At 62.1% G+C, this 15,093-nt stretch carries 15 protein-coding genes; 11 read left to right on the top strand and 4 right to left on the bottom strand.

The features are described from left to right. Positions 1-450 precede the first annotated feature (450 nt). The gene (locus G6R31_RS15000) at positions 451-1,188 is read left to right on the top strand and encodes a siderophore-interacting protein (protein WP_017869433.1); all 738 of its coding nucleotides are present in this window, start codon (positions 451-453) and stop codon (positions 1,186-1,188) included. Between the two features lie 377 nt (positions 1,189-1,565). Beyond that, positions 1,566-2,549 (top strand): IS4 family transposase, encoded by a 984-nt coding sequence (locus tag G6R31_RS14995; protein ID WP_164994000.1) that lies wholly within the window; start codon positions 1,566-1,568, stop codon positions 2,547-2,549. 39 nt (positions 2,550-2,588) lie between these two features. On the opposite strand, the gene G6R31_RS14990 is transcribed toward G6R31_RS14995, so the two are convergent. The 3 genes from G6R31_RS14990 to G6R31_RS14980 form a co-directional block, all read right to left on the bottom strand. Further along, positions 2,589-3,821: a transposase gene (locus G6R31_RS14990; RefSeq protein WP_164994025.1), complete on the bottom strand. Its 1,233-nt coding sequence runs from the start codon at positions 3,819-3,821 to the stop codon at positions 2,589-2,591. A gap of 272 nt (positions 3,822-4,093) precedes the next feature. Continuing rightward, positions 4,094-4,663: a DUF2179 domain-containing protein gene (locus G6R31_RS14985; RefSeq protein ID WP_017872002.1), complete on the bottom strand. Its 570-nt coding sequence runs from the start codon at positions 4,661-4,663 to the stop codon at positions 4,094-4,096. Between the two features lie 79 nt (positions 4,664-4,742). Beyond that, positions 4,743-4,931, bottom strand: a complete 189-nt coding sequence (locus tag G6R31_RS14980; RefSeq protein WP_152423848.1) for a hypothetical protein — start codon at positions 4,929-4,931, stop codon at positions 4,743-4,745. 494 nt (positions 4,932-5,425) lie between these two features. On the opposite strand from G6R31_RS14980, the gene G6R31_RS14975 reads away from it, so the two are divergent. The 3 genes from G6R31_RS14975 to G6R31_RS14965 are packed head-to-tail and all read left to right on the top strand — an operon-like array spanning position 5,426 to position 8,605. Continuing rightward, positions 5,426-6,580, top strand: a complete 1,155-nt coding sequence (locus G6R31_RS14975) for a glycosyltransferase family 1 protein (protein ID WP_025568152.1) — start codon at positions 5,426-5,428, stop codon at positions 6,578-6,580. Beyond that, the gene (gene glf / locus G6R31_RS14970; RefSeq protein WP_017872005.1) at positions 6,573-7,715 is read left to right on the top strand and encodes a UDP-galactopyranose mutase; all 1,143 of its coding nucleotides are present in this window, start codon (positions 6,573-6,575) and stop codon (positions 7,713-7,715) included. The genes G6R31_RS14975 and glf overlap by 8 nt, the downstream gene beginning before the upstream one ends. Positions 7,716-7,720: 5 nt before the next feature. Next, positions 7,721-8,605, top strand: a complete 885-nt coding sequence (locus tag G6R31_RS14965) for an FRG domain-containing protein (RefSeq protein WP_017872006.1) — start codon at positions 7,721-7,723, stop codon at positions 8,603-8,605. Positions 8,606-8,785: 180 nt separating this feature from the next. On the opposite strand, the gene G6R31_RS14960 is transcribed toward G6R31_RS14965, so the two are convergent. After that, positions 8,786-10,006, bottom strand: a complete 1,221-nt coding sequence (locus tag G6R31_RS14960) for a transposase (RefSeq protein ID WP_164994024.1) — start codon at positions 10,004-10,006, stop codon at positions 8,786-8,788. A gap of 553 nt (positions 10,007-10,559) precedes the next feature. On the opposite strand from G6R31_RS14960, the gene G6R31_RS14955 reads away from it, so the two are divergent. The 6 genes from G6R31_RS14955 (at position 10,560) to G6R31_RS14930 (ending at position 15,077) form a co-directional block, all read left to right on the top strand. Beyond that, positions 10,560-10,997, top strand: coding sequence for an acyl-CoA thioesterase (locus tag G6R31_RS14955; protein WP_017871909.1), 438 nt, complete (start codon positions 10,560-10,562; stop codon positions 10,995-10,997). Further along, positions 10,987-11,202, top strand: coding sequence for a hypothetical protein (locus G6R31_RS14950; protein WP_017871908.1), 216 nt, complete (start codon positions 10,987-10,989; stop codon positions 11,200-11,202). The genes G6R31_RS14955 and G6R31_RS14950 overlap by 11 nt, the downstream gene beginning before the upstream one ends. Positions 11,203-11,204: 2 nt before the next feature. After that, the gene (nrdI, locus tag G6R31_RS14945; protein ID WP_017871907.1) at positions 11,205-11,624 is read left to right on the top strand and encodes a class Ib ribonucleoside-diphosphate reductase assembly flavoprotein NrdI; all 420 of its coding nucleotides are present in this window, start codon (positions 11,205-11,207) and stop codon (positions 11,622-11,624) included. Continuing rightward, the gene (gene nrdE, locus G6R31_RS14940; RefSeq protein WP_017871906.1) at positions 11,603-13,690 is read left to right on the top strand and encodes a class 1b ribonucleoside-diphosphate reductase subunit alpha; all 2,088 of its coding nucleotides are present in this window, start codon (positions 11,603-11,605) and stop codon (positions 13,688-13,690) included. Before nrdI ends, nrdE begins: the two co-directional genes overlap by 22 nt. Before the next feature lie 120 nt (positions 13,691-13,810). Next, positions 13,811-14,806 carry a ribonucleotide-diphosphate reductase subunit beta gene (locus tag G6R31_RS14935; protein WP_017871905.1) on the top strand — a complete coding sequence of 332 codons (996 nt, stop codon included), beginning with the start codon at positions 13,811-13,813 and terminating at the stop codon, positions 14,804-14,806. After that, positions 14,799-15,077 (top strand): thioredoxin domain-containing protein, encoded by a 279-nt coding sequence (locus tag G6R31_RS14930; protein ID WP_017871904.1) that lies wholly within the window; start codon positions 14,799-14,801, stop codon positions 15,075-15,077. Before G6R31_RS14935 ends, G6R31_RS14930 begins: the two co-directional genes overlap by 8 nt. The last annotated feature ends 16 nt before the right edge of the window (positions 15,078-15,093 follow it).

The raw sequence follows: 15,093 nt of genomic DNA, 5'->3' as shown, positions 1-15,093 counted from the left end.
TTCTGGATTCAATCCGACTGAAAGGAGTAGGAAAAGATACGGATTTCGCGATATAGATGCACAGGCGGTGCAGTTCCGACTGTGCAGGAATTTAGCGGAATCCGTATAAGTACCTCGAAGTTAATCTAAAGATCAACCGAGCGAAGCGAGTATCGAAAAAAGTACGTCGAACCGGGAATGAAGCGTTTTCGGTTCTTTCCCGAAAATGCGAAATGTTAGGTTCGACGTACTTAGAGCCGTTCTCCGAATGACGTGATGCGCGGAACAGCACCCCGCATCACTCCATTCTCTCCTGCGGAGCTGTACCAGTCTGCTGCGGACTCGCAGAGCTGCCCCGCAGAGCTTTGCAAGTCCGCCCTGCTCCGTGTTTTGCACTCGCTCTCTGCGAGCTGTCCCAGTCCGCTCGCCAAAAAGACGTTGCGTCTTTTGGTCAAATGCTCTAGGAGACCCATGTCTGACCTCATCACCCGTGTTTCTCTGCCACTTAAGCGCCGCCAGCTGACAGTCAAAGCCGTGACTGACCTGACGCCGTCCCTGCGCCGCATCACCCTGACGGGCGACGACCTCACCGATTTCCACAGTCCTGGTGCGGACGATCACATCAAGGTCTTTTTCGCGTCTGCGGATGGCGACGACCTGACCGGACGCGATTACACGCCCCGCGCTTTTCGCCCTGACGTGCTCGAACTGGATCTGGACTTCGTCCTGCATGAACATGGAATGGCGACCACCTGGGCCAGAAACGCCGATATCGGCGACGAGCTGCTGATCGGCGGGCCACGTGGTTCCACACTGGTGAAGTACGAATTTGATGAGTACCTCCTGGTGGCTGACGACGCGGCATTGCCCGCGCTTGCACGCCGCCTGGAAGAACTGCCCGCTGGGGCAAAAGTGACCGCGTTGGTCGAAGTTCAGAGCGCGGCCCATCAACTGCTCCTGTCATCCGATGCCGCCGTGCAGCTGCGCTGGCTGCACAGAGGAGAAGCAGCGGCAGGCACGACCACGCTGCTGCGGGATGCGGTGCGCGAATGGCAAATACCCTCGGGGACGGTCTTCGTCTGGGTTGGCGCGGAGCGCAAGGCTGCGCTTGGCATCAAGAAGGAGCTGCTGGCACGTGGCTTGGACGCCGAGACCATGCGCGTGACGGCTTACTGGACGGATGACCGAGTGGTGCTGTCGCCCAGTTGAGGAGCAGCTCCTGCTCCGGTTCTGCTCCTACGCCATTTGACAGAAAAAGCGGAGCGTTTCTGTCCGACTTGCAAAGCTGCGAAGCAGACTGGGACAGCTCCGCAGGAGAGAATGGAGCGGGTGGCGGTGCCGTCAGGGCGCACGTGTCATTCGGAGCTCAGTAGGTGACAACTTCAGTTCGATGTCGTCCCAGACGGGAAAAATCAACAGTCGGCCCCATCAAGCTTGATGGGGCCGACTGTTCGCGGTCTCCTGGGAGTGTGAAATCGACAGAATCCACTGCTCAACAAGCTACCGTACTCACACAGCACTTCAAAGCGCACGCCAGTCATCTCCGCATCGACACGCTCCAGCGGCTCATTGACGTCCTCCTGGCGATGATTGCCGCGAGAAGCGTCAATCATCACGATCTGAGTGCCCATATGCCAGGGATGAGTACCCCGCAGGGCAAGAAGAGACGAGCAGACCGGACCTTCCGGGATGAGCAGCTGGACATGGGCTTTTTCATCGCCCTGCTCGTCGCCCACCTGCCACCAGGAAAGGTTTTGCTGAGTCTGGACCGCACCAACTGGGAACACGGGGAGACGCCCATCAACTTTCTGGTGCTTGGAGCCGTGGTCCACGGCTTCACCCTGCCCCTGATCTGGGTGCCCCTCGACGAGTCCGGGAACAGTCACACGTACGCCCGGATGTGGCTGGTGTTGAAGCTGCTTCGGGCCTTGCCAGCGAAACGCTGGCTGGGCCTAGTGGCTGATCGTGAGTTCATCGGTGCGGAATGGTTCCGTTTTCTCCGTCGTCAGGGCATCAAGCGGGCCATCCGCATTCGGCACAGCGACATGCTGGACGATATGAGCGGGAAAGAGTGGTTTGAGCATGTCCAGCACGGTCATTTTCACGAGATCAGCGAAAAGGTGTTTGTGTTCGGGGAGTTGATGCGGGTGGTGGCGACGAGGTCACCTGTGGGTGACCTCATCATCATCGCTACCGATTTCAATGCTCGGAAGACCTGGAAGCTTTACAAGCAGCGCTGGTCAATTGAGTGCACCTTCAGCAGCTTCAAAACGCGAGGCTTCGACCTGGAGCGAACGGGGATTACAGAAAAAAGCCGTCTACAACGGCTCTTTGGTCTGGTGACGCTGGCCTGGATGTTCTGTTTGCAGCTGGGGGTCTGGCTCGGCCAGACCCATCCCATTCCCGTCCTGAAACATGGTCGCAGAGCGGTCAGCCTGGTGCGTCACGGTGCTCAGCATCTCGTGGATGCCCTGCGTTGGAAACCCGAACGATGCAGGGCTTTCCTGGAACTGCTCACCCGTCCTTTCTGCCCGCCAGGCGCGGCTGGAGACGAAGTTGTCACCTACTGAGCATTCGGAGAACTGCTCTAATCAATGGTTCGTGCAGTTTTAGGCGGCTTTGAGGCCGAAATTTAGCGGACTGGACTGCAGATGTTCTAATTCTTCAAAGCGGGCCGAGAGATCCAACTTGGACAAAATCACTTGGGCCAGCAGGGCGTTATACGCCCTGCGTTTCATGTCTTCGAGACTGAACACCAGATTCTGTCCGCCCTCTGCTGCTCGCAGGGCCTCAAGGCGACAGAGGTTCAGGGTCAGCAAGACCACGTTCCAATGCGCCTCAATGCCTGGCTGTGACCGCAATTGCACATCCTGGCTTCCCAGGAACTGCTTGGCATCCCGGAAGATCAGTTCAATCTCGAAACGGCTCCGGTACAGCGCAATGACCTCATGAGCGGGCATCGTCACAGCGGTGCTGAACAGCACCGCGTAACCCGTCACTTGACCCTTTTTACCGACCTGCTGGATGACGACTGCACGCACTTCTCGCGCCCACTGCACGCTCCAGACCACCTGAGTCCACACCCGCTCGGTCGACGTTTCAGAAACGAGGTCAAAGCGCTGCAAGTCGCTGAAATCCACCTTGCCGTCGAACTTTTTTGGCCGTCCGCGTCGTCTGGGATGCTCGCCGGTATAGAGATACTTGAGGTTGGCGTTGCGAGGAAATCTGGAGATGAATGGGAGACCGTGACCGGTCACGGTCTCCACCATGGATTCTTTCGCATAGTTCCCATCCGCAACCACAGCGGCCAGATCAAGCCGTGGAACAGTCTGGAGATCAAGCAACACGTCATCCAGCTGGTCAGCGGCCTGTTCCAGACGACTCGGGGCCTCAGACCCGGTCCGGGTCTGACGGACATCGACCGTAAATGCCTGTCGGTGCTGGACGTCAATCAGGGCACAGCAGGATTGCTCGATCCCACGTTCGGTCCGTGCGGCACAGCCATTCCAGAACGAGCCGAGGTGTGCGGTGTGCTGACCAGATTTGCGGTGAAAAGAGGCGTCGATGGCCAGAACGCACAGTGGGCTGATCAGCCCACTCTCAATCGCCGTGCTCACAGTCGCCCGGTGTACTGCGCCCCAGGGAATGGCCCCGGGGTCACTTCGGTGCAGCCAACGACGGATCGTACTCTCTGAGCAGGCCGCATATCGGGAGAGGTTCAGGACGTTCAGCCGTCCAGGAACAGCGAGAAATACGCTAAGCAGCACGGTCAGAAAATTCCGCTGCGTCTTGCGCAGCGGGACCGCGCTGAGAACGTACTGTAGGATAGCCATTAGACCCATTGGAAGCGGTGTGTTCACAGCCCCATTTTCGGTGGGTCTTTCTTTGTGACCTCAAAACTGCACGAACCATTGTCTAATACGGATTCCGCTTAATTCCTGCACAGTCGGAAAAGCGCCGCCTGTGCATCCATATCGCGGAATCCGTATTTTTTCCTACTCGCATCCGCTCTGCTGCGCAGCCTTGCAAGTCGGATTGAATCTGAAACTACCAGATTCAATCGGAATCCGTATCAGTCGCCCCCAGCCCGCTGCCGGGTGGGGGCTTTTTCCGGCTACTTGCGGATCATGCGAAAGCGCCGTGAAAGCCGGTCTTCACGGGTGGCGAGTTCTTGCAGGTGGGCGGTGGTGACTTCTTCGATGGTGACGAAGGCCTTGGGGTAATGCTGCTCCAGCACACTGAGCGCGGCCCCGGTGCGGCGGCGTTTCATGACGCTGAACAGCACCCGCACCTCACCGTCGCGGCCCGAGGCGTTGACGGTGGTCACGAAGAACCCGGCCTCGCGCAGGGGGTGCTGAAGGTCGGGGGCGTTCGCCGGGGAGATGATCCGCATCACCACCTGTCCCACCGCCAGCCACTTCTCGATATATGAGCCGAGCATGGTGCCGCTGGCGTATCCCCCGGCATAGGCGACGAATTGCAGCGGGCTTTCGAGGTTGCCAAGCACCCGGGCCGCCGCGATCAGCCAGATCAGCGACTCGAAAAAGCTCAGCAGCCCCGCCCAGCCGCGCTTGCCGCGCACCAGCATTCCGATGCGTAGGGTGCCGAGCGACACGTCCACGATGCGCATGACAAAGATCATCAGGGCACCAAGCAGGGCTTCCGGGGTCAGGAGGTCGAGCATGCGGGGTCAGGGTAAAGGGGAAGACATGAGAATGAGAAGTCGGCTCGATACCGTTTCTTGTCTGCGTACTCGGGGAACATCATGGGCTTAAGTCCCTGGCGACGGCGTCGGCGCCTTCATGTGCCAGTTGTTCCAGGGTCGGCGTGATGTCCTCGCCCCAGAGCAGCACCAGTTCGGCCAGTGCGTCGTCACTGACCAGGCGCCGGGCATTGAGCTTGAGCACCCGCTTGCCCCAGCTGAAGTTGCTTTCCTGCATAAAGCCAGTCATGGGTTCGCCCCCGACGCAGGGCGTAGTGGAAAATCGCGAACACCTGTTTCTGGAGTTCCAGGCTGAAGTAATACGGATTCCGATTGAATCTGGTCGTTTCAGGTTCAATCCGACTTGCAAAGCTGCGCAGCAGAGCGGATGCGAGTAGGAAAAAATACGGATTCCGCGATATGGATGCACAGGCGGCGCCTTCCCAACTGTATAGGCCCGACTGTGCAGGAATGAAGCGGAATCCGTATGGGTGCGCCCGCAGGCCCGCCAACCTGTTTCTCTCGACTTCTTCTGGTTCTGGAGCAGTTCTCCGAATGACGTGATGCGGAGTGCTGTTCCGCGCAGCACTCCATTCTCTCCTGCGGACTCGCAGAGCTTTGCAACTCGGACAAACTCACTGTATTCTTTCGTGTTCTTTTGTCAAATGCTCTCTACGTCCTGCGTTGCGGTCCCAACGCTGCAGGGGCTGCAACCGATGCCTTACGACATCAAGGAGGCCCACCATGCCTGCAACGTCTCTCACTCCACCTCCCGCCCTGCTGGTTCTGTCACACCTGCGTTGGAATTTCGTGTTTCAGCGGCCTCAGCACCTGATGGTGCGGGCCGCCTGTGAGCGGGCGGTGTACTACATCGAAGAACCGCTGTTCGGCGAGTGGCCGGACCGCCTGGAGTGTCAGCGCGACCCCAGCGGCGTGATGGTCTGTACACCTCACATTGAAATCGGCCGCAGCCCCGCCGAGTCGCAGGCCCGCACCGCACGGCTGCTGGCCGACCTGGTGAAGCGTGAAGGGCTGACCGAATACGACCTGTGGGTCTACACCCCGATGGAACTGCCAGTCGCCGCGAGGCTCTCCCCACGCGTGACCATCTACGACTGCATGGACGAACTGGCGAACTTCAAGGGTGCGCCTCCTGAACTGCGCGAACGTGAGCGGCAACTGTTCGCGCAGGCGGATGTGGTCTTTACGGGCGGGCACCGGCTCTACGAAGCCAAGTGCCTGCAGCACCCCAACGTGCACCCGTTTCCCTCCAGCGTGGAAGTCTCGCACTTCGCGCAGGCCCGGCAGGGGTTGTCCGACCCGGCAGACCAGCGCGAGTTGCCGCGTCCCCGCCTCGGTTTTTATGGCGTGATCGACGAGCGCTTCGATACGGCCCTGATCGGTGAGCTTGCCCGCCGCCGCCCGGAGTGGCAGATCGTGCTGCTGGGGCCGGTGGTCAAGATCGACCCGCAGGAACTGCCCCAGGCCCCCAACCTGCATTACCTCGGGCAAAAGACCTATGCCGAGTTGCCGCAGTACCTCGCGCACTGGGACGTGGCGCTGCTGCCGTTCGCACTGAATCCGTCCACCGAATTCATCAGTCCGACCAAGACACCGGAATACCTCGCGGCTGGGGTGCCGGTCGTGTCCACCGGCATTCGGGACGTGATTCGGCCTTATGGGGAAGAGGAGATGGTGCGGATTGCCGATGGTGTAGACGCTTTTGAAGCGGCCTGCGCAGCGGCGCTCACCGAGGCGGGGACGGCGCAGGCGGCTGAGCGGCAAGCGCGGGCCGACAGGTATCTGGCTGGGCTGTCGTGGGACCGGACCTGGCAAGACATGCAGTTTCAAATAGAGGCCACCCAGAACGCCAACTTACCGGAGAGTGCCGATGACTGATTTCCAGGAGCAGCGCCCTTCCGACGCTTTCGATTACCTGATCGTGGGGGCGGGCTTTGCGGGCAGCGTGCTCGCCGAGCGCCTTGCCAGCACCGGCCAGCGTGTGCTGATCGTGGACCGCCGCCCCCACATCGGCGGCAACGCCTTCGACTGCTACGACGATGCGGGCGTGCTGATTCATCCCTACGGCCCGCATATCTTCCACACCAACTCCCGCGACGTGTTCGAGTACCTCTCCCGCTTCACCGGGTGGCGGCCCTACCAGCACCGCGTCCTGGCGAGCGTGGACGGACAACTGCTGCCCATTCCCATCAACCTCGACACGGTGAACCGGCTCTACGGCCTGAGCCTGACCTCGTTTCAGGTCGAGGAGTTCTTCGCGTCGGTGGCGGAGAAGGTGGAACAGGTGCGCACCAGTGAGGACGTGGTGGTCGGCAAAGTGGGCCGTGACCTGTACAACAAGTTTTTCCGGGGCTACACCCGCAAGCAGTGGGGCCTGGACCCCAGCGAACTCGACGCCAGCGTGACGGCCCGGGTGCCCACCCGAACCAACCGGGACGACCGCTATTTCGCCGACACCTATCAGGCGATGCCGCTGCACGGCTACACCCGTATGTTCCAGAACATGCTGGCCCACCCGAACATCAAGGTCATGCTGAACACCGATTACCGGGAGATCCGGCACCTGATTCCGCACGGCCACCTGATCTACACCGGGCCGGTGGACGCCTTTTTCGACCACCGCTACGGCAAGCTGCCCTACCGCAGCCTGGAATTCCGGCACGAGACGCACGACGCCGAGCAACTGTTCCCGGTCGGCACGGTGAACTACCCCAACGATTACGCCTACACCCGCGTGAGCGAGTTCAAGCACATCACGGGGCAGCGTCACCACCAGACCTCGGTGGTGTACGAGTACCCACGCGCCGAGGGGGACCCCTACTACCCGGTGCCGCGCCCCGAAAACGCGGAGCTGTACAAGAAATACGAGGCGCTGGCCGACGCCGAGCCGAACGTGACCTTCGTGGGCCGCCTCGCCACCTACCGCTACTACAACATGGACCAGGTCGTCGCCCAGGCCCTGACGACTTTTCGCAAGCTGCGGGGCGAGGTGGCGCCGGGAAACGTGGAGTAGGGCCGGTGGAGGACATCCGGGTCACGAGCTGGCTGGAACTGCTGGAGGTGCTGCACCAGAACTCCTGGAATGCGGAGCTGCGGCGCTTCCGCTCTCCCTACGTCTTCCGGGGACAGGGCCGCGCCGCGCGGCTGACCACCTCGCTTCAGCGGCTGTCCGGAGAAACGCGGGACCTGGAACGCTATCTCGTGCGGGCCTTTCGCAAGTACGCGCAGGCGAACGTGCAGACCGAGAACGTGCTGTGGTACTGGCTGGCGCTCGGGCAGCACCACGGCGTGCCCACCCGCCTGCTCGACTGGAGCTATTCGCCGCTGGTCGCGCTGCACTTCGCCACCGCCGAGGAGCGCGACTACGACAAGGACGGCGTGATCTGGATGCTCGACATGGCGACCACCAACGCCGCGCTGCCGGGGCCGCTCTCTCATCTGCTTCAGCACGAGGGCAGCAGCGTCTTTACCACCGACATGCTGGCGACCTTCAGCCCCCGGGAGAGGTCGCAGGGCCTGAGTTTCGATGCCGATATCCAGTGGCTCGAACGCATGGAGCGCGAGAGTGGCCACCCTTTTCTGATGTTCCTGGAACCGCCGTCGCTCGATCAGCGGATCGTGCAGCAGTCGGCGCTGTTTTCGCTGCTGTCTAACCCGGTCGACGACCTCGAAACCTGGCTCGGTCAGTACGATGGGGCCGCCCGCCGCGTTCACCTGCCCGCCGAACTGAAGTGGGAAGTGCGTGACCGGCTCGACCAGGCCAATGTGACCGAGCGAACGCTGTTTCCCGACCTCGGCGGGCTGGGGCAGTGGCTGCGGCGCTATTACCGCCGGCGCGGTGACGAGATGCCCGAGCAGGAGCAAGACCGCACGCCGGAAGACGAGCGCAACCGGCACCGCTGAAGGCCAGCAGCAAGAAGGTCAAGGTCATACGGATTCCGCTTAATTCCTGCACAGTCGGGAAAGCGCCGCCTGTGCATCCATATCGCGGAATCCGTATTTTTTCCTACTCGCATCCGCTCGGATTGAATCTGAAACGACCAGATTCAATCGGAATCCGTATCAGCAATGGTGCGGACAGTTTTAGGCGGCTTTGACGCCGAGATCAAGCGGTCTGGACGGATGTTTCTCTAATTCGTGGAATCGCGCCTCAAGACCGAGATTGCGAAGAATTCGGCGGGCGAAGAGTTGGTTATAGGCCCGTCGTTTGATGTCTTCGTAGGAGAACGCCATCCGGGCGGCAGGACGCTGGGAGCGTCCTGCCGCTTCAAGTAACGCTTCTGCTCGTCCCATGCTCAGGGCAAAGAAAGCCGCATTCCAGTGGTTTTCCAACGCGACGGTGCTGCGAAGCTGGCAGGTGTTCAACCCCGCGAACTGCTTGGCATCCCGGAAAACGAATTCCAGTCTGAACCGGGCGCTGTAGAGCGCCCGGATCTGCGTTGCCGGTAGGGTTGGGTCAGTGCTGCACAGCACCACGTGCCCCTTCACCTTACCGCGCCCTCCCAGATTCTGGATGACCACGACCCGGAGAAAACGCCCGTAGTGGGGTGCCCACACGACACGTGTCCACACCCGTTCCCGGTCCTCACCAGGCACACTGGCCCACCCATCAAAGTTGATGAAATCGACCTTCCCAGCCCACCTTTGCCGTCCTCCTCGCCGCTTGTGGTGCGGGCCAGTAAAGGGATAAAGCAGGTTGGCGTTGCACTGCATTTTGGTCACGAAGGCATAGCCTTCGCGACTGACGGCGTCCATAAACATCGTCTTGGCATACTGACCATCCGCGACCACCACACGGAGATGTCGGGTTAACCAGGTCCGGCGCTGCTCCAGGAAGGAGACCAGTTGATCCAAGTACTGTTCGAGGCGATCGGCCTTCTGTCCACGCGGCTGAGTTTGCTGCACGTGGACAGGAAACGCGTGATGGCCTGACCAGCTCAGCAGGGCCAGACACGACAGTTCCAACCCAGTTTCGGAACGGTGCGTCGCACCGTTCCAGAATGCCCCCACCCCCGCAGTGTTCTTGCCCGACTTGGGAATGAAGCTGGCATCCAGGGCCAGGATGAAGCGCCCCTCCAACACCCCCAAACACAGGAGGAATTGCAGCAGGCCCCAATGCAGCTCCGCCCAGGGGAGGGCCTTCTGAAACCAGCGACGGAGCGTTCGTTCGTTCCAGCCGCTGTAGCGGCTGAAATTCATGGCATTGACCCGACCGGGAATGGCTTGCCAGAGCGGGATGAGTTTGGCGAAGAAACGGTGTTGGTGGGCGGGCAGGGCGAGAAGGGTCAGCAGAATCGGTAACATTGAAGTAGGTCTCCTGTGCGTGAAGTCGTTTCAACCTCACCGTACCGGAGATCTCTTCTTTACCCCCTCGAAACTGTCCGCACCATTGATCAGTAGGATTTTTCCTCCTGGCTTTTTCTTCTGCCGTCATCCGGGGGGAAGTGGAGCGGCCTGCCCAGCCGCGCGGCCCGGCCCGGCGGCAAATCTGGTAGGATTTCGCCCGAACGGCTGCCACGCTGGCAGCGCCCGCAGGAACAGAGGGAAGTCCGGTCATGCCCCCAGGGGTTCAGTCCGGCACGGTCGCGCCACGGTTTCAGTCCGAACGCTCGCCTTGCGGGAGATACGCCTTCTTGTGCATGCCTCCGCGTCAGGGGCGTCAGGTGGAATCCTTGTGAAACGCTAAGTTCTGCGGTGGGTCGTCGGGTCGCCAGTGGCCCGGATGCGGCCCCTTCATGCCTGCTCCTTCATATTCGTGCCCTCAGGGCGCCCGCGACAGGCCGGTGCCCGGGTTTCTGGCGAACGCTGCGGCCTGTGCGCCGGGGCGTTGGCCGCTGCCCCCATTGCTGGAGAACCCATGCCCCAGACCCAGGACCTTGCCCCGCTTTCTGCGCGGTCCTTGCCTCAGTCTTCCGAAACCCGCGTCACCCACGTCGTTTTTCCCGGCGACACCAACCACCACGGCACCCTGTTCGGCGGCGAAGCCCTGAGCATGATGGACTCGGCGGCGTTTATCTGCGCCACCCGCCACTGCCGCCGCAAGGTGGTGACCCGGCACCTGGACGCGATGGAATTTAGCCGCCCCATTCCGCAGGGCACGCTGGTCGAACTCGTCGCCCGCGTGGTCAGGACGGGCCGCTCCTCCATGACCGTGCTGGTGGAACTGTTTGTCGAGGACATGTACAGCGAGCGGCGCGAACTGGGCTGCACCGGCACTTTTACGCTGGTGGCGCTGGGAGACGACGGGCAGCCCACCCCCGTTCCGCCTGTGAAGGTCGTCGGCGATGTCCGCTGAGTTGCCTGCGCTGCTGCTGACCGGCATCGCCAGGGGGCAGGGAAGTGCCGGGATGTTGCTGGAACTGCTCTCGGTCCTCACCGAGAAGGGGATTTTGACCGACGCCGACATCGCCCGAATCGTTGCGGCCCTGGCCGACCACATGCGCGATTTCGATGCCCAGGTGCGGGGAAGCGTCGCTCCCGGCGAGCACCTGAGGAGCTAGGAATGCTCTGCCTCGTGTACGACTCGCTGACCGGCAACGTGCGCCGCTTTGCCGAAGGGGTGGGGGCCGAGCTGGGGCTGCCGCTCGGGCGCGTGCAGGGCAGCCCCCCCGCCGCCCCGTACCTGCTGCTGACCTACACCTTCGGCACGGGGGAGGTGCCGGAAAGCACCCGCCGTTTTCTGCGGGCACACTCCGCCGGGCTGCGGGGCGTGGTCGCCAGCGGGTCTTACCACTGGGGGCCGAACTTTGCCCGCGCCGCCGACCTGATTGCCGCCGAATACGGCGTGCCTGTCGTCGCCAAGCTCAACAAGGGTGGCACCGCCGCCGACCGCCAGGAGGTGCTGCGCTGGCTGCGCGAAGACGCCGTGGCCCGCCTCACCGCCCGCACTGGAGAACCCCGATGGAACGCTGGATCGAACTGAACAACAAAGTCCTCGCCGGAACCGTGGTGGACACCCGCCATGACAAAGGCGCCCTGCAAGCCTACTTTCAGGAAAAGGTCAACCCCAACACCGTCTTTTTCCACGACCTCGACGAGAAGATTCGTTATCTGACCGAGCAGGGCGTCTGGGACAGGAGCGTGTTCGAGCGGTATACGCCAGACGAAGTCCGCGCCGTGTTCGAGCGGGCCTACAGCGCCAAGTTCCGGTTCAAGGCGTTCATGGGCGCGTACAAGTTCTATTCCGAGTACGCGACCATGACCCCGGACCGCTCGCGCTGGCTGGAGCGCTACGAGGACCGCCTCAGCATCACGGCGCTCGCCCGCGCGGACAGCGCCGAGGAAGCCCTCGAACTCGTGCATCACCTCGTCCACCAGACCTTTACGCCCGCCACGCCCACGCTGATGAATTCCGGCAAGGCGAACACGGGGCGGCTGGTGTCGTGCTTTTTGCTGCAGGACTGCACCGACAACCTCGACTCGATTACCAAAACGCTGTCGTTTGTGGCCGAACTCAGTAAGGGCGGCGGCGGCATCGGCGTGGAGGTCAGCAACCTGCGGGCGCGGGGCGAGTCGCTGCGCGGCATCCAGAACGTGACCAAGGGCGTGATGGGCGTCGCCAAGATGCTCGACAACATGCTTCGCTACGCCGACCAGGCGGGGCAAAGGCCGGGGGCGGGCGCCGCGTACCTCAGCGTGATGCACGCCGACTTTTCCGACCTGCTGAACGCCAAGAAAATCGCCACCGACGAGGACGCCCGGCTCAAGACCCTCAGCATCGGCGCGACCATCCCCGACATCTTCATGGAAAAGGTGCGCTCTGGCGAGGACATCTACCAGTTCTATCCGCACTCGCTGTTTCAGGAAACGGGGCGCGAATTCACCTCTATCGACTGGACGCGGGAGTACCAGGCGCTGGCGGACAACCCCAACATCCGCAAAAAGCGCGTCTCGGCGCGGCGGGTGCTCGAAGACATCGCCGTGACGCAGGGCGAGAGCGGCTACCCGTACCTGCTGTTCGAGGGCGCCGCCAACCGCGCCAACCCGATTCCGAACGTGGGCACCATCAAGATGAGCAACCTGTGCAGTGAGATTTTGCAGCCCACCACGCCGAGTTACTTCCACGCCTACGGGCAGGAACACAGGGACCGCATCGGCCTGGACGTGTCGTGCAACCTCGCCAGCCTTGTCATCGAACAGACCATGCACAGCGGCGACCTCGGGCGGGTGGTCGGCGCGGCGATTCGGATGCTGGACAACGTGGCCCGCTCCACCAGCGTGCATGAGGTTCCGGCGGTCAAGCGGGCCAACGACGAAATGCGTTCTATCGGCCTCGGCGCGATGGGCCTGCATTCCTTCCTGGCAGGCAAGGAGCTGATTTACGGTTCGCCCGAGGCGCTGGAGTTCGTGGACGTGTTTTTCGCCGCCGTGCACTACCACGCCCGCAAAGCGAGTATGGAAATCGCGCGGGACACCGGCTTCGTGTTCGGGGGTTTTCAGGGCAGCCGCTACCAGTCGGGCGAGTACTTCGCGCAGTATCTGGAGCGCGACTTTGTGCCCCAGACGCCGGAAGTCACCGCACTCTTTGAAGGCCACCAGCTTCCCACCCGCGCCGACTGGGAAAAGCTGGTGCAGGACATTCGGGAGCACGGCCTCGCCCACTCGTTCGTGATGGCGATTGCGCCCACCGGCTCGATTTCCTACGTGTCGCACGCCTCGGCGAGCATCATGCCGATTACGGAAAAGGTGGAAACGCGCACCAGCAACAAGGCCCGGACCATCTACCCCATGCCGCACCTCTCGGAAGACACCGAGTGGTACTACGAGGAAGCCTACGACATGGATATGCGCCGGGTCATCGACACCGTGGCCGCCGCGCAAAAGCATGTGGACCAGGGCATTTCCTGCACGCTGTTTCTGCCCGCGTCGGCCACCACGCGCACCCTGCAGAGCTACTACCTCTACGCCTACCGCGCAGGCCTGAAAACGCTGTACTACACGCGCCTGCGCAAAACGAACGTGGAGGACTGCCTGAGCTGCGTGGTGTAAGGCGGTGATGGTCGATTGTTGATGGTTGATGGAAAGACCGTCTCCGTCGCTGCCCGCTTGCCCCTCTCCATCATCCATCAGGCCGACAGGCCGAACCCATCATCCATCAACGAGGTCCCCATGTCCCCCTTTTCCGCCACCAACTGGTCCGAACCCGAAGACGGCTTTTCCGCCACCTTCTACGCCAAATACACCTCGCAACTGTGGTTTCCCGAGGAAATCCCGCTCACCAACGACGCGCTGGTCTGGAAGACGCTGGGCGACGAGGAGCGCTGGACCTACATCCACGCTTCGGCGGGGCTGAACGCGCTCGACACGCTGCAAGGCGAAGTCGGCATGCCGAAGCTGCGTGACCTCGTGGACGGCCACATCCGCAAGGCGACGCTTCAGTTTCAGGGCATGATGGAAGACATTCACGCCCGCAGCTACTCGCTGATGAACAAGACCTTCCTGACGGCGAGCGAGGAGCGCGAGGTGTTCGAGTGGGTCCGCACCCAGCCGCAGCTTCAGCACAAGATTGCCGTGATTCAGGGCGTCTACCGCGACCCGGACGTGTCCAGCCTCGGCCTGTGGAAAAAGCTGGTGGTGTCGTGCATGCTGGAAACGGCGCTGTTCTACTCGGGGTTTTTCTACCCGCTCTACCTCGCCGGGCAGGGCCGCATGGTGTCGGCAGGCGAGATTTTCAACCTGATCATCCTGGACGAGGCGCTGCACGGCGTGTACGTCGCGCTGCTGGCCCAGGAGAAATTCGCGGCGCTGACCGACGCCGAGCAGACTTATGCGCGGGCCTGGTTCGACGAAACGTTGCAGGCCCTCTACAGAAACGAACTCGCCTACACCGACCTGCTGTACGCGGGCGTGGGGCTGACCGCTGAGGTCAAGAAGTTCATCCGCTTCAATTTCAACGTGCTGGCCGACAATCTGGCGCTGCCCCGGCCTTTTGCCGACGAGGACATCAACCCCATCGTGCAAAACGGCATCCGGGCGCGGGGCACCACCCACGACTTCTTCTCGGCCAAGGGCAGCAGCTACAGCAAATTGGCCGTCGAGCCGCTCACCGACGCCGATGTCGAGGCGCTGTGGCCGGGCGGGGCGCGGGCGGTGGCCCATGACTGAACGTTCCTCTACGGCCCGTCCCTTCCTGCTGCTGACCCAGGACGCCTGCCCCGGCTGCGAGCGCCTGAAGAAGATGCTGGCCGGGCCGCTCAAGGGAGATTTCGACGCGCAGATCGAGGTCGTTCACCGCCAGAGTGCGCCCGAGCACTTCGGGGCGCTGACCGAGCAGTTCGGCGTGCGGAGCGTGCCCGCGCTGATTCGCCGCGCGGATGGCGAGCAGGTCCGGGACGCCGGGAGCCTCGGGGACGTGCGGGCTTTTCTGCGAAGCTGACTCCGGGCTGACGCGC

It is taken from the genome of Deinococcus wulumuqiensis R12 (genome assembly GCF_011067105.1).
GTDB lineage: Bacteria > Deinococcota > Deinococci > Deinococcales > Deinococcaceae > Deinococcus > Deinococcus wulumuqiensis.
This window is presented reverse-complemented; position numbering and strand designations above follow the sequence as displayed.